Origin of the sequence: Sporosarcina cyprini, from assembly GCF_022048975.1 — a bacterium.
In the GTDB taxonomy this organism is placed as follows: domain Bacteria; phylum Bacillota; class Bacilli; order Bacillales_A; family Planococcaceae; genus Sporosarcina; species Sporosarcina cyprini.
The window spans coordinates 54506-74719 of the sequence record NZ_JAKMHX010000038.1 but is presented as its reverse complement, the minus strand read 5'-3'; the positions used below and the strand labels follow the sequence as shown (position 1 = coordinate 74719).

At 44.5% G+C, this 20214-nt stretch carries 19 protein-coding genes; 18 read left to right on the top strand and 1 reads right to left on the bottom strand.

Going from position 1 to position 20214, the window contains the following annotated elements; genetic code table 11:
* The first annotated feature begins 38 nt into the window (after positions 1-38).
* The 9 genes from xerD (at position 39) to L7D49_RS18875 (ending at position 9368) form a co-directional block, all read left to right on the top strand.
* On the top strand, positions 39-935 hold the full coding sequence (gene xerD / locus L7D49_RS18915) for a site-specific tyrosine recombinase XerD (protein ID WP_238084341.1): 897 nt from the start codon (positions 39-41) through the stop codon (positions 933-935).
* A 106-nt stretch (positions 936-1041) separates the two neighbouring features.
* Complete coding sequence (gene deoB, locus L7D49_RS18910; RefSeq protein WP_238083865.1) at positions 1042-2235, top strand: phosphopentomutase; 1194 nt, start codon at positions 1042-1044, stop codon at positions 2233-2235.
* Between the two features lie 14 nt (positions 2236-2249).
* The gene (locus tag L7D49_RS18905) at positions 2250-3548 is read left to right on the top strand and encodes a pyrimidine-nucleoside phosphorylase (protein ID WP_238084339.1); all 1299 of its coding nucleotides are present in this window, start codon (positions 2250-2252) and stop codon (positions 3546-3548) included.
* 657 nt (positions 3549-4205) lie between these two features.
* Positions 4206-4556 carry an STAS domain-containing protein gene (locus L7D49_RS18900; protein WP_238083864.1) on the top strand — a complete coding sequence of 117 codons (351 nt, stop codon included), beginning with the start codon at positions 4206-4208 and terminating at the stop codon, positions 4554-4556.
* Positions 4546-4992 (top strand): anti-sigma F factor, encoded by a 447-nt coding sequence (gene spoIIAB, locus L7D49_RS18895; protein WP_238083862.1) that lies wholly within the window; start codon positions 4546-4548, stop codon positions 4990-4992. The genes L7D49_RS18900 and spoIIAB overlap by 11 nt, the downstream gene beginning before the upstream one ends.
* Positions 4993-4995: 3 nt before the next feature.
* A complete protein-coding gene (locus L7D49_RS18890) occupies positions 4996-5793 on the top strand; it encodes a SigF/SigG family RNA polymerase sporulation sigma factor (RefSeq protein ID WP_238083860.1) in 798 nt (265 codons plus the stop codon).
* 3 nt (positions 5794-5796) lie between these two features.
* The gene (locus L7D49_RS18885; protein WP_238083858.1) at positions 5797-7245 is read left to right on the top strand and encodes a spore germination protein; all 1449 of its coding nucleotides are present in this window, start codon (positions 5797-5799) and stop codon (positions 7243-7245) included.
* Positions 7246-7324: 79 nt separating this feature from the next.
* On the top strand, positions 7325-8653 hold the full coding sequence (lysA, locus tag L7D49_RS18880) for a diaminopimelate decarboxylase (protein ID WP_238083856.1): 1329 nt from the start codon (positions 7325-7327) through the stop codon (positions 8651-8653).
* 352 nt (positions 8654-9005) lie between these two features.
* Entirely contained in the window at positions 9006-9368 is a 363-nt protein-coding gene (locus L7D49_RS18875) for a GNAT family N-acetyltransferase (RefSeq protein ID WP_272493186.1), read from the top strand.
* On the opposite strand, the gene L7D49_RS18870 is transcribed toward L7D49_RS18875, so the two are convergent.
* Positions 9365-9868 carry a DUF309 domain-containing protein gene (locus L7D49_RS18870; RefSeq protein ID WP_238083855.1) on the bottom strand — a complete coding sequence of 168 codons (504 nt, stop codon included), beginning with the start codon at positions 9866-9868 and terminating at the stop codon, positions 9365-9367. The two genes, L7D49_RS18875 and L7D49_RS18870, sit on opposite strands and share 4 nt — an antisense overlap.
* A gap of 56 nt (positions 9869-9924) precedes the next feature.
* Between L7D49_RS18870 and L7D49_RS18865 the strand changes: the two genes are divergently transcribed.
* The 9 genes from L7D49_RS18865 (at position 9925) to L7D49_RS18825 (ending at position 20163) form a co-directional block, all read left to right on the top strand.
* A complete protein-coding gene (locus L7D49_RS18865; protein ID WP_238083852.1) occupies positions 9925-10683 on the top strand; it encodes a segregation/condensation protein A in 759 nt (252 codons plus the stop codon).
* Positions 10676-11287, top strand: coding sequence for an SMC-Scp complex subunit ScpB (gene scpB, locus L7D49_RS18860; RefSeq protein WP_238083850.1), 612 nt, complete (start codon positions 10676-10678; stop codon positions 11285-11287). Before L7D49_RS18865 ends, scpB begins: the two co-directional genes overlap by 8 nt.
* Positions 11284-12282, top strand: coding sequence for a D-alanyl-D-alanine carboxypeptidase family protein (locus L7D49_RS18855; protein WP_238083848.1), 999 nt, complete (start codon positions 11284-11286; stop codon positions 12280-12282). The genes scpB and L7D49_RS18855 overlap by 4 nt, the downstream gene beginning before the upstream one ends.
* A 150-nt stretch (positions 12283-12432) precedes the next feature.
* On the top strand, positions 12433-13167 hold the full coding sequence (locus L7D49_RS18850; RefSeq protein ID WP_238083846.1) for a pseudouridine synthase: 735 nt from the start codon (positions 12433-12435) through the stop codon (positions 13165-13167).
* Positions 13168-13270: 103 nt separating this feature from the next.
* The gene (gene resA, locus L7D49_RS18845) at positions 13271-13801 is read left to right on the top strand and encodes a thiol-disulfide oxidoreductase ResA (protein ID WP_238083843.1); all 531 of its coding nucleotides are present in this window, start codon (positions 13271-13273) and stop codon (positions 13799-13801) included.
* A 17-nt stretch (positions 13802-13818) separates the two neighbouring features.
* Positions 13819-15480: a cytochrome c biogenesis protein ResB gene (gene resB / locus L7D49_RS18840; RefSeq protein WP_238083841.1), complete on the top strand. Its 1662-nt coding sequence runs from the start codon at positions 13819-13821 to the stop codon at positions 15478-15480.
* On the top strand, positions 15480-16667 hold the full coding sequence (ccsB, locus tag L7D49_RS18835) for a c-type cytochrome biogenesis protein CcsB (RefSeq protein WP_238083839.1): 1188 nt from the start codon (positions 15480-15482) through the stop codon (positions 16665-16667). The genes resB and ccsB overlap by 1 nt, the downstream gene beginning before the upstream one ends.
* Positions 16668-17672: 1005 nt before the next feature.
* Positions 17673-18392: a response regulator transcription factor gene (locus L7D49_RS18830; RefSeq protein WP_238083838.1), complete on the top strand. Its 720-nt coding sequence runs from the start codon at positions 17673-17675 to the stop codon at positions 18390-18392.
* Positions 18385-20163: an ATP-binding protein gene (locus L7D49_RS18825; RefSeq protein WP_269136061.1), complete on the top strand. Its 1779-nt coding sequence runs from the start codon at positions 18385-18387 to the stop codon at positions 20161-20163. Before L7D49_RS18830 ends, L7D49_RS18825 begins: the two co-directional genes overlap by 8 nt.
* Positions 20164-20214: the final 51 nt, after the last annotated feature.

Here is a 20214-nt window from a genome sequence, read left to right as displayed (position 1 = left end):
AAAAAGGAGGGATATCATTGGAAACAGCCGGAGCTATTTTGAAAGATGCCAGATTTGCTTTAGAGGACTATTTACATTTCCTGCGGGTAGAAAGGCAGCTTGCGAAAAACACTCTCGTATCCTATCAACGAGATTTGCTGGATTATATCCTCCATTTGGAAGGGCAGGGGTACGAATCAATTGAACAGATTGACCGGGCAGTTATCCTTCTTTATCTTCAGAAGCTAAAAGACCTTGGAAAGTCGACAAGAACCATATCGCGACATATTTCTTCCATCCGCTCCTTTCATCAATTTCTTGTAAGGGAGAAAGTATCATCACATGACCCTACTGTCCACTTGGAAATGCCGAAATTGGAACAAAAATTGCCTCGTGTCCTTTCAATATCAGAAATTGATGCGCTGATCAATTCACCTGATTCTTCGAAACCACTGGGAAAACGGGATGTCGCTCTGCTCGAATTGATGTATGGGACCGGGATGCGGGTCAGCGAATTGATTGGACTTAATATGGAAGATCTTCATTTATCCATGGGATTTGTCAGGATCTTTGGGAAAGGTTCGAAGGAGAGAATTGTCCCGTTAGGGTCAGGAGCAATCCGGGCTTGCCAGATGTATGTGGAGATGGCTCGTCCTGAGTTATTGAAGGAAAAAAAAGCCGATGCGCTGTTTTTGAACATGCGAGGCACCCGGTTGACCCGTCAAGGATGCTGGAAGATACTAAAGGGCCATGCATTGGAGGCAGGTATCCAGCAAGAATTAACACCCCATATTTTGCGACACTCTTTTGCGACTCATCTAATTGAAAATGGGGCTGATTTGCGGGCGGTGCAGGAAATGTTAGGTCATTCGGATATATCAACGACTCAAATCTACACACATGTCAGCAGGGCCAGACTGAAGGATGTCTACGTCAAGTACCATCCCCGTGCCTAATATAAATTGTGAACGGTTGAAGCAGTGCATTTAGGAGAAGATTATATTCGTTATGAAAGCGATTTATCGTAAAACAGAAACAGTATTCATAGGAGGATGTTATTATATGGAAAACAGGAAATTTGGAAGAATACACCTGATTGTTCTTGACTCTGTTGGTATAGGTGAAGCTCCGGATGCCGCGGAATTCGGAGATGTTGGAGCAGATACTCTCGGCCATATCGCGGAACGCATGGGCGGATTAAATATGCCTTATATGGCTGAAATGGGATTATCTAATATTAAAGAGATTGAAGGGGTTCCAACAGTGGAATCGCCTACTGCTTTCTATGGAAAGATGCAGGAGGCTTCTGTAGGTAAAGATACGATGACAGGTCACTGGGAATTGATGGGTCTCAATATCGATAAGCCATTTAAAGTGTATCCGGAAGGCTTCCCGGAAGTACTCATTAACGAGCTGGAAGAAAGAACAGGACGTAAGGTAATAGGAAACAAACCGGCAAGCGGTACGGCTATTATAGATGAGCTTGGTGAGGAGCATATGAAAACAGGGGCAATTATTGTCTACACATCTGCTGACCCTGTGCTGCAAATAGCTGCCCATGAGGAAATCATTCCAATCGAGGAACAGTACCGTATTTGTGAAATTGCAAGGGAATTGACACTGCAGCCGGAATTCCTAGTTGGACGCATCATTGCCCGCCCGTTCGTTGGCCAGCCTGGTAATTTTACTCGGACTTCCAATCGGCATGACTATGCACTGAAACCGTTTGGCCGAACTGTGATGAATGAATTGAAGGATGCAGGTTATGATGTCGTGGCAGTCGGTAAAATCTCTGATATTTTTAATGGCGAAGGCGTGACGAAAGCTGTCCGTACGACAAGCAATATGGATGGTGTCGATAAGCTCGTGGAAGAAATGAATCAGGACTTCAGCGGACTGAGCTTCACGAATTTAGTTGACTTTGATGCCTTATTCGGTCACCGGAGAGATCCGATTGGCTATGGTAACGCATTGCAGGATTTCGATGCCCGTATGCCGGAAATCTTCAGTGCACTCCGTGAGAACGATTTATTAATCATCACAGCGGACCATGGCAATGATCCTGTCCATAGCGGCACAGACCATACGAGAGAATTTGTTCCATTGTTAGTTTATTCGCCATCATTTGCTTCTGGGGCAGAATTGCCGCTTCGCAATACTTTTTCTGATGTCGGTGCGACAATTGCAGAGAATTTCGGCGTCAAGCTGCCTGAGTTCGGCGATAGTTTCTTATCTTCATTAATTGAAAAGGTGTGATTCGATTGTTCAGGATGGTGGATATAATTGAAAGGAAACGAAATGGAGAAGTCCTTTCAAAAGAAGAGATTACATTTTTTGTGACAGGCTATACGAATGGTTCCATTCCAGATTATCAGGCGAGTGCCTTTTTGATGGCGATTTACTTCTCAGGGATGAATGCCGAAGAACAAGGCTTCTTAACGATGGCGATGGTAGAATCAGGCGATCAGATTGATTTGTCTGCTATTGAAGGGATCAAAGTCGACAAGCATTCAACTGGCGGTGTTGGAGATACGACGACACTGATCCTTGCCCCGTTAGTAGCGGCATGCGGTGTTCCGGTAGCCAAGATGAGCGGGCGTGGACTGGGCCATACGGGCGGTACGCTGGATAAACTGGAGTCGATTGAAGGATTCCATATTGAGTTGACGGAAGATCAATTTGTCAACCAAGTAAATCAATTGAAACTGGCGGTGATCGGGCAAAGCGGTAACTTGACACCGGCAGACAAGAAACTATATGCTCTTCGGGATGTCACAGCGACAGTGGAAAGTATTGCACTGATCGCAAGCTCAATCATGAGCAAGAAAATTGCAGCTGGAGCTGACGCGATTGTCTTAGACGTCAAGACAGGTGAAGGCGCATTTATGAAAACGCTGGAAGATGCTGAGAAGCTTGCTTCTGCGATGGTTGCAATTGGCAAGCAGGTGGGCAGAGAGACCATGGCGGTCATTTCGGATATGAATCAGCCCCTTGGCTACGCGATCGGCAATGCGCTGGAAGTAAAAGAAGCGATCGATACGCTAAAGGGGGAAGGGCCGGATGATCTGACGGAGCTATGCATCGCTCTCGGTTCCAAAATGATCATGGCAGGCGGAAAAGCATCTTCCATGGAAGAAGCGAAAACGATGCTGGAGAAAGTCATTAAAGATGGCTCAGCTCTTAAACTCTTCAGCGAAATGATTGCAGCGCAAGGCGGAAATTCTGAAATTGTACACAATCCGGAGCTAATGCCTAAGGCGAAGTACCAAATTGAAGTGCCTGCACCAGCGGCAGGTTATATTACTAAGATGGAAGCCGACGAAATCGGAGTGGCGGCGATGCTGCTGGGTGCAGGAAGAGCGACAAAAGAAGATGAAATTGACTTAGCTGTAGGAATTGTCTTAAATAAGAAGATCGGTGATCATGTGGAAAAAGGCGAACCTCTCGCGATTATCCATTCCAACCGGACAGATGTCACATCTTCACTTGAGATGCTTCAAAAACATATCCATATCGGCCAGGAGCAAGTCGATAGACCGACATTAATATATAAAACCATTATGAACTAAAGAGTGATTGGAAACTGTGAAGACACATTGTGTTCCTCAGTTTAGACTGTAGGCAAACTCCTGTAATTTCGGAGTTTGCCTGCAGTCTTTTTCCGTTTACCAAGTAAGATCAACAAGAAAAAGTCAATTATATGTGGCTGGATGCATTTATCCGTCACGGCTTCATCCAATCGTACACTTCGTTGTTCAAGTGGTTCACCGCACGGACCGGAAAGCGACCACCAGGAGGGGAGATCAACTTTAGTAGAAATCCAATGTAGGTAACGGCTGTATGATATTTTAAATGTCACAACAAATTAATAGCTTATCTCTACGATCTGGACTGTGATGGCACATTATATGCATCACAGTTTTTCTGATTGGACAAAAATCCATCCTTCGACACCAATCTTATCTATTGCACCTTGCCGACTTGCGCAGTCGATGAGATTTCCATGGCTGCATAACTGCTTTTAAAAAGCGTCCTAACGGCAGATATTCAATAAGTTCCAATTTCTTTCCCAACATGTGTAAAAGATTTAGGAAATGGACATGCTTGAATACGTAACAGATTCGTGTCGAAATATAGAAGGTTGGAAAGTAGTATGACTAGTTCTGTCACGTGGAAGGATTTCGCCTGACGGATGTTGAATGTTCCGCTACAAGGAGGGATTCAGCATGGCTGAGATTAATACTATTGATGGAATTGTTGTGGTTACATTATCTGGAGAGTTGGACAATCATGAGGCAAACCGGATCCGTTCGACGATCTCCTCTTCGATTTATGCCGGACAAGTACGAGCGATTATCTGGAACTTGGAAAGGTTAGCATTCATGGACAGCGCGGGGATCGGCCTGATTCTCGGAAGAATGCGGGACCTGGTGCCGTATAACGGAGAGACCGTCATTCTGAATCCGTCAGCCACAATGGAAAAGATATTCAATTTTTCCGGTTTAGGTTCAATGATCAAACATTGCACGGTGGAGACTGCACTAGGTGAAATCGGAGGGGTTTTACATGAGAAATGAAATGACATTATCTTTTGTCGCAATTGAGGAAAACGAGGCGCTGGCTCGAATGGCAATGACCTGTTTCATTACGCCGCTTGATCCGACTCTTGAAGAGATTTCAGAGTTTAAGACTATCGTATCAGAAGCGGTGACCAATGCGATTATTCATGGGTATGAATGCGATGGCACAAGCTTAGTGACAATCCATGCCATTATGGATGAAAACAAGGTGACAATGACTGTTCAAGATGAAGGTAACGGAATATTTGATGTGGAGCAGGCGATGGAACCGATGTTCACAACCAAGCCTATGATGGAAAGATCCGGAATGGGCTTTACGATCATGGAAAGCTTCTCGGATCAATTAACCGTCGAATCTACGGTAGGTCATGGAACTGTCGTGAAGTTCGAAAAAACATTTTCTCCGGTGACGGAAGCAAGCAGTATGAGGTGACCTATGGACGTTTCCCTTGAAAAACAAGACACGCTGCTGACCCAGGAAAAAATGAGGTTGCTCATTCAAGAATCACAGAATGGCAATAAAGATGCGCGCCGGCTCATGGTGGAAGGAAATACGAGGCTCGTCTGGTCCATTGTCCAGCGCTTTGCTTCCCGAGGGGCAGATTTGGAGGATTTGTTCCAAATTGGATGTATCGGCCTTATGAAATCAATTGATAAATTCGACCTCTCGTATGATGTTAAATTTTCTACGTATGCTGTGCCGATGATTGTCGGGGAGATCCAGCGTTTTCTTCGTGATGATGGAATGGTGAAAGTGAGCCGATCCATCCGGGAGCTCAGTTTTAAAATACGGCATGCGACGGATAACTTCATTAAAAACCATGGAAAATCACCATCCATTTCCGATATTGCGGAAGTGCTTGATGTTACAGTTGATGAAGTCATCCTTGCATCAGATGCACTTCGTGATCCAGCATCATTGCACGAACAATTATATGAAAATGAAGGGGACAGCCTCACGTTGATGGATCAATTGCGTGATGACCGGTCTGAACGGGTTTTTGATCATATTCCACTTCGTGATGTCGTGTCAAAATTGAGCAAGCGGGATCAGACAATCATTTACATGCGTTATTACTTGGATTATACCCAAAGTGATATTGCAGAACGGATCGGGATTTCACAAGTGCAGGTATCCCGCCTGGAAAAGAAAATTCTGGCCCAGTTAAAAAATTGGATGGGCCCCGTACTATCACAGTCGGAGGAGCAGGAATTAAAAGTGAGGGCAGACTAAAGAATGTCAAAATTATTCGAATCGACTAAAGAAGGCGAGCAATGGTTCCAGGAATTGTTTGGCGTAGAAGAGACATATGACGCAACAGCAAAAACGGTTCATCTTTGGGGAATGAAAACGTTAATATTTTATATTAATGGCCTTGTTGACGGTTCGATTATTACCACTCTTTTAACAGAGATGCAGCAAAATTATGAGACGGGAGAAGCCCATAGGGAAGATCCAAAAGGATTTTTAACTTATTTTCCGTACCATGCATTGACAGATGCCAAAGACCGCGATGAATTTTTGACTGCTATTTTGAGTGGCCAAGTGGGCTTTGTCATGCCGGATGGATTCGCCTTCATTGGAGATATTCGCAGCTATCCCGGCCGACAGCCGGAAGAGCCGGATACCGAAAAAGTGATTCGTGGATCGAGAGACGGATTTACAGAAAATATCGTATTAAACACCGCTTTAATTCGCAGAAGGCTGCGAACGGAAAATCTCCGATTCGAGATGCATCACACTTCTACAAATGGCAAAACGGATATCGCCATCGCTTTCATTAAGGGGGCGGTGAGTGAAGAACATCTGAATTATGTTCGGGAACGGCTGGACAAAGTGAAACATGACGGGCTGACTATGACGGATAAGGAATTGGAGGAGTTTTTGTTTAAACAAAGATTTCATCCAATGCCATTCGTCCGGTACACTGAACGTCCGGATATTTGTTCCGCCCATTTGCTGGAAGGCCATATCGCCATTATTGTCGATACATCTCCTTCCGTCATAATGGTCCCGATCACTTTGTTTCACCACTTACAACACGCGGAGGAATACCGGCAAGCGCCGTTCATTGGAACATTCGTCAGATGGCTGCGGCTTATTGGGACGGCAGCCAGTCTGTTCCTATTGCCTTTCTGGTACTTACTGGCCAGCAGGCAGCATTACTTGCCTGCCGCCTTAAACTATATTGGCCCAAATGATGCGGGGGAAATTCCCCTGTTCGTACAAATACTAATTGCTGACGTAGGAATCGAAATATTACGGATGGCAGCCATCCATACTCCTTCTCCGATGACAACGGCCATGGGATTGGTCGCTGCAATCGTAATTGGACAGGTGGCAATCGATGTCGGTTTATTTACAGCAGAAGTGGTTCTCTATGTGGCCGTCTGTGCCATACTGACATTTGCGATTCCTTCCTATGAATTAAGTATTACGACGAAAATCTTCCGCCTGTTCCTTTTAATATGCACCGCCATATTGGGAGCTCCAGGATTCTTCCTTGGCGTCGCAGCTGTCTTTTATTATTTATGTTCTTTGCATCCAATGCGCATGCCATACATGTGGCCGCTTGTCCCATTCTTCCCGAATGCGATGAAACGGGTGCTGATCCGATATCCGATGACGAACGATGCGCCAAGGCCGTTCATTACGGATTCTCCGAATCGAAATAGGCTATCGTAGATTGCTTCTTCCCTCTCTGTTATGGTAAAGTTTCTCTATGGTTTAGTAAGGAGAAACAAAAAGACGGGAGGAATGTGATATGCATCTTTATGGAACGCAATCGGTTAATGAAAAAGGGCATTTGACGATTGGCGGGGTCGATACAGTCGACGCAGCTCATACGTATGGCACCCCGCTCGTCATCTATGATATTGAATTGTTTAAGGAACGGGCAGCCGCATTCATTGATTCATTCAAAAAAATGGGGATTCCTGCGCAAGTTGCTTATGCGAGTAAAGCATTTTCGTCTATCGCGATATACGAAATTGCTGCTGAACTCGGCCTCTCACTCGACGTAGTATCGGGCGGAGAACTGTATACGGCAGTGGCAGCTGATTTTCCACGGCAACGGATTCATTTTCACGGGAACAACAAGAGCTATACCGAACTGCAATTTGCATTTGACGAAAAGATCGGCTGCATTGTCGTCGATAATTTTTCAGAAATTGAATTGCTGAAGGAAATTTCCGAATCCAGACAACAAAACATGAATGTACTATTGCGTGTAACGCCTGGCATCCATGCTTCCACACATGATTATATTACGACTGGGCAAGAAGACTCTAAATTTGGTTTTGATTTGAATAATGGACAGGCTGAGGATGCATTTTTGCAGCTATATAATCATCCTTATCTTACGATGTTAGGCATGCACTGCCACATTGGTTCTCAAATTTTTGAAACAGATGCGTTCCGTCTGGCGGCGGAAGCATTGATGAATAAGATGGTCGAGTGGCGGGAGCGTTTCAAGTTCATTTGTCCCGTATTAAACCTCGGCGGCGGTTTCGGTATCCGGTATACGGAGGAAGATGCGCCACTGCATCCATCTCAATATGTTGAAGAAATGGAATCCGTCATTCTTTCAATGACAAGGAAGCATCAGTACCCGCTTCCAGAAGTCTGGATCGAACCGGGACGCTCTTTAGTAGGGGATGCAGGCACGACACTCTATACGGCGGGAAGCCGAAAAGAAGTACCGAATGTCCGCACTTATGTGGCAGTGGATGGCGGCATGTCCGACAACATCCGGCCTGCGTTGTACGGCGCAAAATATTCAGCAGCAACGGCGAATAAAATGCTGGAGCCGCACACCGATAAGGTGACGATTGCCGGAAAATGTTGTGAATCAGGAGATAAGCTGATTGAGGATGCATATCTTGCTGAGCTGGAGGAAGGCGATCTTGTAGCGGTTTTTTGTACAGGCGCCTATACCTATTCAATGGCAAGCAATTACAATCGTCTTCAACGGCCGGCAATTATCTTCTGTGAGAATGGGGAACATCAGCTTGTTGTGCGCCGGGAGACTTATGAAGATATTATCCGTTTGGATATTCCACTTCAGAAGGTTGGGCGTGAGGAAAGAATATGAGACGCCGTAATGTCATGCTTTTTCTTTTCATCATTTTGGCAGCGGCCATTTGGGGTGTCGTGTACTGGTACTTTATTGCCCCTTTTGCCGGACCGAATAAATGAACGTTCTCGCTCATTGAAAAACCTTTGCCATTCTTGTACGATAAAATGAACTTAATAAATTCCATAATCTGTTTGTAGGCATCCAGTAAAACATCTAAGAAAGTGGTCGTAGGAAACAAAGTGGAAAGCGAAGCAGGCGATAAGGTGGGCGATTTGCATTCGACAATGCCTGTTGAACTCCCGATTGTTGACCGGGGTTTATTTTTATCTGTAGAAAGACAAAGGATTTTTGAAAAGAAGGGATTCAATTGATACTTTTGCGGTATAAAAAAGCACATGAGAAAATCGCCATGGGTTTACTGTCCTATATGCCGGGTGAGAAATCCGTTAAAAAACTGCAGGAAACGATGCAGCAATATGAAACGGATGAACAATCTCAGTTATTTTTATTGAAAGATCATGACGATTATATCGGTGTGATAGGGATTGAATTGGAAGATGACGCCTACACGGTGAAGCATCTTTCTGTTAATCCATCCTACCGGGGAGAAGGAATTGGCACAGCGATGGTGTCCAAGCTGCATGAACTTTTTCCGGATTTGGAATGCAGAAGCACTGAGCAGACAGAACGATTCATGAAAAAGTGTATGGAAAAGGAAGGAGCAGATTAATTTCTGCCCCTTTTCTTTTTTTGTCTGCTTATGAGAATATCAGTCCTGTCTCTCAGCATATGTTTATGAATGATAGTATTGCTGCCAGCAGGCAACAGATCCATTTGAGATGCGGCCATCGTGGTACTTGTAAGCAGCATGCTGGAGTGCAGATGGAGTGGAAATGCGCTGAATGGTTTTTCCGCGCGAACGGACTCGATCGAATGCTTCAGATCGTGCAAAAGCTGTTCAAAATCAATTTCTTGGCGAAATAAAGGAGGGAATGCAAGCATTCGTCTTTCTGCTTTGACGAGTGTGCGGATGGCCCCCTTTAAATTGCCCCGCCGCCAATGATATAAACCAGTTGCCAGAAGGATGTAAGCGGTGAGAGGATGCTCTTTGTCAGCTTCAGGAATGGATTTCCAATATTCCTCAAGTACTTCATGACATTCAAAGTAATCTTGATTCCGGTTGAAATAAACAATAAAATGTATAAACAGTGGATGATGGTATGGGTGCATTGTACTTCTCCCTTCCGGTACATCTATCAATTTCGTAATTAGGGTGGGATGGGCATATGGCCTATAAAGTAAAGCTAGAGGTTTTTGAAGGGCCTCTTGATCTATTATTGCATTTAATCAACCGACTTGAAATAGATATCTATGATATCCCGATGGCGGAATTGACGAACCAATACATCGAACACATACATACGATGCGAGTCCTTCAATTGGATGAATTAAGTGAATACCTAGTATTGGCAGCAACATTGATTGAAATCAAGAGTAAAATGCTATTGCCGGTCCACGAGGAAGATGGACTGGACGAACATCAGGATTTCGAGTTTGAAGAAGATCCGCGGGAAGAATTGGTTGCCCGGCTGATGGAGTATAAGAAATATAAGGAAGCGGCAAATCATTTAAAGGAGTCTGCTGACGAACGGGCCGTACATTTCACGAAAATGCCCGAAGATCTGTCTCATTACGGGGAAGTGGCTGCTCCTCCACCAGATGAACAGCTGAATGTGTTTGATCTGATTGGAGCGTTTCAGAAAATGCTACAACGGAAACGGCTGCGGGTGCCGCTTACCGCCAGTATTACCAAGGCGGAGTTATCCGTAGATGAGAAAATGGATGACATTGTCGCCATACTGAAGAAAAAAGGTGGGACTTGCTATTTTGATGAACTATTTGTTGAAGGGGATCTGACGGATCTGGTCGTTTCTTTTCTGTCCTTGCTCGAGCTGATGAAGCGTATGGACGTGCTAGTTTGGCAGAATGAAAACTTTCAGCAATTAACAATTTCTTTTGGACAGGAGGGCAGCGGAAATGAATGAAGACGAAGTGATGCTCGGAAGAATTGAAAGTTTACTATTTGTTGCCGGTGATGACGGGCTAGCACCCGATCAAATAGCAGCAATTATAGATTCCACGAAAGCGAACGCAGAAACGCTGCTTGATCAATTGCAGGATCGTTATGAAAATCGCCAGGATGCTGGTATCACCTTGCGGAAATATGGAGGGAGGTACAGACTAGTCACAAAAGGAGAATTTGCAGGCGACATCACCAAGATGCTTGAAAATCCTTCGCCTAAATCCATGACACAAGCTTCAATGGAAGTGCTGGCCATCATCGCTTATAAGCAGCCGGTCACCCGTGTGGAAATAGATGATTTGCGCGGGGTCAAGTCGGAAGGTCCGTTGCAGACATTGGTGGCCAAGGGGCTCATTATGGAAAAAGGGAGACTGGAAGGAAGCGGCCGTCCAATTCTCTATGGGACGACCGAGCTGTTTCTGGACCGTTTTGGGCTGGAGTCCATCGACGGACTGCCGCCGCTGACCGAAGCGGAGGAAGGGGAGCAGGAAGATACCGATTTATTCATGACGAAATTCCAAGAAGCGTTTAATATGCAAGAAGATGAAGGGGGAATCATGGATTGAGGCGAGCATTTGCTGTCGTGCTTTTTCTAGTTGTTCTTTTTGCTGCAACACCGAAGGAAGCGGCCTCAGGGCAGGCGTGGGCGGTAATTGACGCAGAGACGGGAAGACTATTGCAAGGCCACAACGAGAATGCGAGATTGCCGATTGCAAGTTTGACAAAAATTTGGACTGCCTTCACGATTGTAGAAAGCGGGGCTTCTGGCGATATTACCATTTCACCGGAAGCAGCTTCTGCCGAGGGCTCATCCATCTACACAGTGCAGGGGGCTAAGATGCCAAGCGAAGCATTGCTGCACGGCCTTATGCTAAGGTCAGGCAATGACGCGGCCTATGCCCTTGCGGAACATGCGGGGGGCTCGTTGGAGGGCTTTGTCGATATGATGAATGAAAAAGCCCTTTATTTTGGACTGAAGGATACGAAATTCATGAATCCATCCGGTCTTCACCATGAGGAACATCTATCAACAGCTTATGACACAGCAAAAATGCTTTATTTCGCCATGCAAAATGATGAATTCAAGAAAATCGCCTCTTCCAAATCCTATATTTACAAAGGGAAGGATGGGGATGTTCGGAGCTGGAGCAACAAACATCGCCTCATTCATACAAATCCTGATGTCGTGGCTGGGAAGACCGGCTTCACGAAAGTGGCAGGCCGGACATTGGCCACTTACTTCGAGAGGGATGGAAAGAAAATAATTATCGTAACTTTGAATGACGGGGACGACTGGAAGGATCACACGGATCTCGCCAATCAGACATTCAAGGATTATGATTTAGTGACGGTCGCCAAGAAAGGGAAATATTCCATACTGCCTGGCGTAGAGGGACAATTGGATGAGCCGATCAAAGTACTTTTATCGCCGGATGAAAAAGAACGGATCACCCATTTTGTCAGGATACCTCGCGGTAAAGAGAAAATCAGCACCGGCTCATGGACAGTTTCGTTTGATAATCAGCCGATCATCACAACCGACATTACTATTCATCAATAATAATTAAATGGACATCTAATCAATACAACTTACTTAAATACGTCGTAATTATGACAAATTCCGTAAGACTGCCTTCTTTAGGACAGTCTTCTTTTCATTTTCATGGAAGTGTGACATAATTTTTTGAGGAAAGAAGGAAGGTGACGAAGTTTGGAAAGACTACAAAAAGTATTGGCGCAGGCAGGAGTCGCTTCTCGCAGAAAAGCGGAGACACTCATACTGGAAGGTAAAGTGAAAGTGAACGGAGTTGTCATTAGGGAACTCGGAACGAAGGTTTCCAAATCCGATTCTGTCGAAGTGGAAGGCGTAGAGCTAGTTAAAGAACGGAATGTTTATTATTTGCTTTATAAACCTCGCGGCTATATCTCAACGGTTGAAGATGACAAAGGAAGAAAGACGGTACTGGACTTGCTCCCACATGTCGAAGAACGTATTTTCCCTGTCGGAAGACTGGATTATGATACATCAGGAGTCATTGTGTTGACCAATGACGGAGAGTTCTCGTACTTGATGACGCATCCGAAATTTAAAATCCATAAGACATATGTGGCGAAGGTAAAAGGCATCCCGAACCGGGAACTGCTGAAAAAATTGGAGCGGGGCATTGAACTCGAAGATGGAATGACAGCTCCTGCAAAGTTGAAAATGCAGTCAGTAGACAAAAAAACAGGTACTGCCATTATTGAAATTACCATTCATGAAGGCAGAAACCGGCAAGTGCGCCGTATGTTCGAAGCAATCGGCTGCCCTGTTCTGAAATTGAAGAGGGAGTCATTCGGCACGTTAACGACCTATGGCTTAAATGCGGGCGAAGCGCGCGAATTGACAACCCATGAAGTGAAACAGCTGCGAGTCCTTGCGGAGACAGGCAAAATCGGTAACTGAGTTTCCCGAAATGTTCACAAAGCTATCACGACTTCAAGTTTTTTAACAGGTTTCATTTGTTATAATCGAATTTAGAACTCATTTATCGTTAGGAGGCTGAACAGTGGCCAAGGCGAATAAAAAAACGAAACGCTTGATCATCAGAGCTGTCGTCCTCATATTGCTGGCATCGGCAATTATTTTTTCCATCGTTTCGAAAGACAAAGTCAAAGTACTGGAAGTAGGGGACAAAGCTCCTGACTTTGAGCTCGTTGACTTGGAAGGCAATAAACACCGCCTGTCTGACTATGAAGGACAAGGAGTGTTCCTGAATTTTTGGGGAACTTGGTGTCCTCCTTGTAAAAAAGAGATGCCATTTATTGAAGATTATTACAAGGAATTCAAGGACAAGGGAGTTCACGTGTTATCCGTTAATGTCGGAGAGCCAAAACTGAAGGTGGATTCATTCCGTAATCAGTACGATTTGACATTCCCGGTCTTGATTGACAAGACAAAAGATGTGAAGGAAGCATACAATATCCAGCCGCTTCCAACGACTTTCTTGATTGATAAAAACGGCAAGATCGTCAAAATTCTAAAGAGTGAAATGTCCAAGGAGGAAATCAAGTCGTATATGGAAAGTATCCAACCCTGATAAGGAGTACGTTAGCTATGAGCAAAATCAAATGTCAATGCGGCCATGAAAACCCATTTGGTACGGTCTTATGCGAGGCTTGTGGCCGGCCGTTGACCGAAGAGGCAGAAAAAAGTCAAGTGGTCGATATGAGATATGAAGGATCGGCAAGAAGATCTCAGACGTATAACAAGTCGATCATTGATAAGATCTGGAATTTTTTCTCGAGCGTCAAAGTTGGAGTCACTATCATTGTTTTAGTATTGAGCACTTCCGCTATCGGTACGATTTTCCCGCAGAAATTGTACGCACCGGTTAGTTCGGTTAATGCCACGGATGCGGAATATTTGGCGTATTATGAAAAGACATATAAGATCTTTGGAACCTTGTATTATAAACTTGGTTTTTATGATATGTACAACAGCTGGTGGTTTAAAATTCTTATCGGCATGCTGGGGACATCCATCATTATCGCAAGTATCGACCGTGTCGTTCCGCTCTATAAATCCTTAAAAAAGCAGCGGACGAAACGCCATGTGTCCTTTATGAAGCGTCAGCGTATCTTTGGTGAGGGCAAAGCGGCCGATCCAGAGGATTCGTTGAAAAAAGCGGAAGTTGCCTTGAAGGAAATGAAATATAACGTCAAGGCCGAAGACGGAGCAATTCTCGCTGAGAAGAACCGTTTTTCACGCTGGGGTCCTTACGTAAATCATACCGGACTTATTATCTTCTTATTCGGCGTATTGTTACGCGGCATCCCAGGATTTTATGTGGACGAGACGATGTGGATTCGGGAAGGAGAATTGCGCAATATTACTGGTGCGCCTGGCTACTTCTTGAAAAGCAATGATTTCATTTTAGAAACGTATACGAAAGAGGATGCCAATGCAGTTTTCGGGGAAGCCCTTGATCGCGTTGGTCCCATCGTGAAGAACTTCCAGACGGACGTTACGCTTTATAAAGAAAAAGAAGGATCCTTGCCTGGTTCTGAGGACCTGGAGTTTGTAAAAGATTATTCGATTGTTGTGAATAAACCACTTAAATTCGATGGGTATAATGTATTCCAAATGGATTATCGCTTAAGTGAATTGAAATCCATGACGATGCAATTGATTGAGAAATCGACAGATAAGTCATTCGGAGAGTTTACAATCGATTTAGATGATCCTAAAGGAACATACGAATTAGACAACGGCGCGAAAGTGGAATTGCTGGAGTACTATGCGGATTATGATGGAATCAAAGACGGAGAACCGGTTTCAAAATCGCCGATTCCGAACAATCCCGCATTCATCTTTAAAATGTCGACTCCGGAAAAACCGGAGGGTGAAAAAAGTTTCGTGGCCATCCGGCAGACGCTGGAAACCGAAGAAAACGCTTATAAAGTGAAATTTGTGAGCGCGGATACTCGCGATATTTCAGGGTTTACAATACGCAAGGACAAGACATTATATATCTTGCTATTGGGCGGAATCATCTTTATGATTGGCGTCATTATGGGTTCTTATTGGAATCATCGAAGAATTTGGATTCAAAAAGGGGCAGACCAGCAAGTAATGGTCGCAGCCCATACGAATAAGAACTGGTTTTCTTTGAAAAAGGAATTAGACATAGTAAAAGAAACATCCGAGTTGCCTGCTTATATAGATCGACAGGATAAAGAGTCGAAAGAAGAGCAAGAGGAAGGAGCTGAATCATAATGGGATTAGCTAATATCAGTGCGACTTTACTTGAAATTTCCTTTATCGCCTATTTAATTGCGACCGCTTTCTTCGGAGGAGCGGTCAAGGGAGCTAAATCGGAGGCTTCCTATAGGAATAATAAATGGGGTACCATCGGAATCTTCATAACGATCATCGGATTCCTGACGCATGTCGGCTATTTCATTACGAGATGGATAGCAGGGGGGCATGCCCCGGTCAGTAATATGTTCGAATTTACGACGGCGTTCGGGATGATGTTAGTCGGTGCATTCATCCTTATCTTTTTCTTATACCGGACACCATCGCTTGGACTGTTTGCCTTGCCGATCGCGATTTTAATCATTGCTTATGCAAGCATGTTCCCGAAAGAAGTAACGCCTTTGATTCCTGCTTTGCAAAGTCATTGGCTGACGATTCACGTTATTACCGCAGCGCTTGGTGAATCCATCTTGGCTATCAGTGCCGTTGCAGGTTTGATTTACTTGCTGAAGAACATTGATATGTCTAAGAAGTCCAGACAACGCTTCTGGATCGAGTTTGTCATGTTTGTCATCATGTTAGTTATTGGATTTGTCTTATCTTCGAGTACATTTAAATTGGCCGGCTATGAAGCGGAATTTGATTACATCGATAAAAACGACAAACCTGCTTCTATCGTATACAATTATCCGCCTCTTTTCGGGATGAATGAATCGGTAGCCAAATCGCCTGATACGATGAAACCGTGGGTGGAATTACCGGCTATTCTAAATGGTAAAACATTGACGACATTCGTTTGGTCTCTGTTCATTGGTTCTATCCTCTATGGGCTGCTCCGTCTAATTGTAAGGAAACGGCTTGCTGAGTTCGTCCAGCCGCTTGCGAAGAGAGCTAACTCACAGCTCATGGATGAAATCGGGTATCGTTCTGTTTTAATCGGCTTCCCTGTATTCACTTTGGGAGCATTAATCTTTGCAATGATCTGGGCACATGAAGCTTGGTCAAGATTCTGGGGTTGGGACCCGAAAGAAGTATGGGCCCTCATCACTTGGCTGTTTTACGCAGCATTCCTCCATCTCCGCTTATCCCGCGGATGGGAAGGGAAAAATTCAGCTTGGCTGGCGGTGATCGGTTTCATCATCATCATGTTCAACCTGATCTTCGTAAACTTCATTCTCGCCGGATTGCATTCCTACGCGAAATAATTAAACGGACTGTGCAGTGTAAAAGCTGTGCAGTCCTTTTTTATAATGAAAGAACAAATAGAAAAGTTGATTTCCGCTACGGCTGGATGCTTTCCGCGGTCACGGCTTCAGCCAATCGAACAGCTCTTGCTACAAACGCTCTGCTTTTTGTCGCAAAAGCCGTTCTTCGTCACGGCTTTTGCTATGCACCGACCATGGTCCCGCTGAAGTAGCTAGCATTCGCTCTAATCAACAGTTTTTCTTTAAAAATAAATGCGGTGATAGATGAAGGAAAATCAGATTAACCAGCATGAACATGCATGGACCTGTTTGAGCACATTTTCTATCGGCTTTAAAAGGAGATTGCTGACCAAGGAGTGCTAAGTCGATAAGCCACAAAAGGTTGAGGTCAATGTATGAATAAATTTCTGAAGGTTGCATTTCATCTTAATCAATTACAACATTTTGTATCATAATGAATCTGCCGAAGCTTTGTTACTGGATATGCAAATAACAGCACATCTAGCTATTCAAAAAAACAAATATTTTAAAGGTTTATTTAGTTATTCATAAGCACCTCTTGCTAGGAGTGGAGGCGCTCGACTCCTGCGGGAATAGCATGAGCCTTGAGACCCCGCAGGAAGCGAAGCGGACGAGGAGGCTCAAGCCATGCCCGCGGAAAGCGAGCGCCGGAACGGAAAGCAACATCTTGTTTATATCCCCAGTTTTGAAAAAGTAACTTGTAAAATAAAAAAACGTCCAGCTGCAATGGAGAATTAGCATTTCCTTGAATTACTTATCCTGTAGAAGAAAATCCAGAATTTATCTACAGCTATAAGAAACTCGTTATGCCTGAGTGCATGGCGGTAAGCAGAAAAAGGAGCTATATACGGAATGTCCGCCGTTAGAAAGCAACACTATCAAATCTTGTTCACACCTTGCAGCACAACGGTTGTCCGAAGCTTTTCTTTTTCCTTCGTGACTTGTACAATGGAGATAGCAGCAAGATGAAAGGGGTTTTAGCCTGTGGAAGAAAACGTTAGGTTATTAGTCGTTGATGACGAGGAAAGAATTCGCCGTCTCTTAAATATGTATCTATCGAGAGAAGGCTTTCAAATTGATGAAGCGATGGACGGGGCGGAAGCTCTTGAAAAATTTGAAGAAAATCGATATGACTGTATATTGCTAGATGTAATGATGCCTGAAAAGGATGGCTTTGAAGTATTGCAGGAAATCCGTGATAAAAAGGACCAGACACCAATCATCCTATTGACAGCGAAAGGGGAAGAGTCCGACAGGGTAACCGGATTTGAGACGGGGGCCGATGACTATATTGTCAAACCGTTCAGTCCTAGAGAAGTGGTGCTTCGTGTCAAAGCGATTTTGCGCAGATCGAGTTTCCAAAACGCAACTTCTTCTTCGACCGCGTCCAAGGATCTTGTCGTTTTCCCGCAGCTGACGATCGACCATGATGCTCATCGGGTAACAGCGGAAGGAAACGAAGTGAACTTGACGCCGAAAGAATATGAGCTTCTCTATTTCTTGGCGAAGGCGCCTGATAAAGTCTTTGATCGGGAACAATTGCTGAAAGAAGTATGGCATTATGAATTTTTCGGTGATCTTCGTACGGTCGATACGCATGTGAAACGCCTGCGCGAAAAATTGAGCAGGGTATCTGAACGTGCGGCAAAAATGATTGTGACCGTTTGGGGCGTCGGCTATAAATTCGAGGTACCAAATGATTAAGATATGGAATTCAATCGTCGGGAAGCTATGGGCAACCATATTGCTTCTCGTTTCATTTGTATTATTCATTGTGACCGTGCTGCTGCTTGAATTCCTTGATAACTTCCATACAAAACAAGCGGAGGATTCGCTTAGAAGGGAAGCGGCCACTATTGGAAAAATCATCGTGGATCACGATGATGAAACTGCGATGCGGCTGATCATACAGGATGTGCTCGGAGATGAAACAAATGCGTTGATCGTTGATTCCAACAAGGACGTCCTGTATTCATTCCATAACGGCTTGAATGAAGAACGTATTGAACGAAAGATTTTAGATGAGCCGAATTTATTTCAATCGGGGCAAAAGGATGGGAAGTCCGTTAAGGAAATGATTCTGCCTTCCTTACGGGAGCAAGATGTAATGGAGAAGTTTCTTGTATTGACATATCCCTATTATGAAACGGGAAATGTCAAGCAGTCGATTGTTCTCTATCAAAGCCTGGATGCCGTTCACCGAACGACAAAAAGCACAACCCATATTGTCTTCTTATCAGCGTTTATCGCTTTTGTATTGACGACATTCTTCGCTTTTTTCCTATCTACCCGGATTACTTCCCCGTTAAGAGGTATGAAACAGGCGGCATTTGAATTATCCAAAGGGAACTTTGACACCCGTCTGCCAGTCCTGCAAAACGATGAGATTGGGCAATTGGCAACCGCTTTCAACCAGATGGGGAAACAATTAAAATTTCAAGTAGAATTGATTAAACAGGAGAAAGGCCAACTTTCCAGTATTCTGACCTCCATGACGGACGCTGTCATTTCGTTCAATAGTGATTATTCAATCCTGCTTCACAACCCGCAGGCAGAGCGGATTTTGCAGAAATGGTACCAGGCTGCAAATGATTCCAACAAGATCTTACCACCTGAAATTGTTCATATGCTGGAACATGTCATCACTTTTGCTGAGGAAGTAGAGGAAGAATTGGAGCTGAATGGCCAGTTTTACGGGGTTTCGATCAGCCCACTTTATAGTGAGAACAGTATTCGAGGTGCGGTCGCCGTGTTCCGGGATATGACGGACCAGCATAAGCTCGATAAACTACGTTCCGATTTTATTGCCAATGTGTCCCATGAATTGAGAACACCGATTTCGATGCTGCAAGGATATAGTGAAGCAATTCTGGACGGAGTCACTTCGAGTGAAGAGGAACGGAATGAAATTATGCAGATCATCCACGATGAGTCCAAGCGGATGAGCAGACTGGTAACGGATCTGCTCGATTTGGCGAGGATGGAATCAGGGCATATGCGGCTTTACAAATCTCCTGTCGATGTTGTTCATTTCTTGGAACGAATCGTCAATAAGTTCATGCAGGTGGCGAGGGATGCAAACGTGTCGCTCACGCTCCATCCGGTGGAGGAAATTGAAATAGTTGCAGACGAGGACCGGCTGGAACAAGTTTTCACAAATTTAATCGATAATGCCATTCGCCACACGCCGGATGGAGGAGAAGTTACGATCTGTGTCGAAAAAGGGAAGGATGTAATTGAGATTGCGGTTTCCGATACAGGAAGCGGCATTCCAAAGGAAGACCTGCCTTATATTTTCGAACGATTCTATAAGGCGGATAAAGCTCGTACTAGAGGGAAGGGCGGTACCGGCCTTGGCCTTGCGATTGCAAAGAATATTATCGACTCGCACGGCGGAGAAATCAGTGCAGAACTCGGCCCGACTCACGGGACGATCTTCCGATGTGTGTTACCGATTGATCAGGAAGAAGTGTAATGTTTTATTCAAAGATGAAACGGATGAAACTTTTCATCTTGAATTACGACT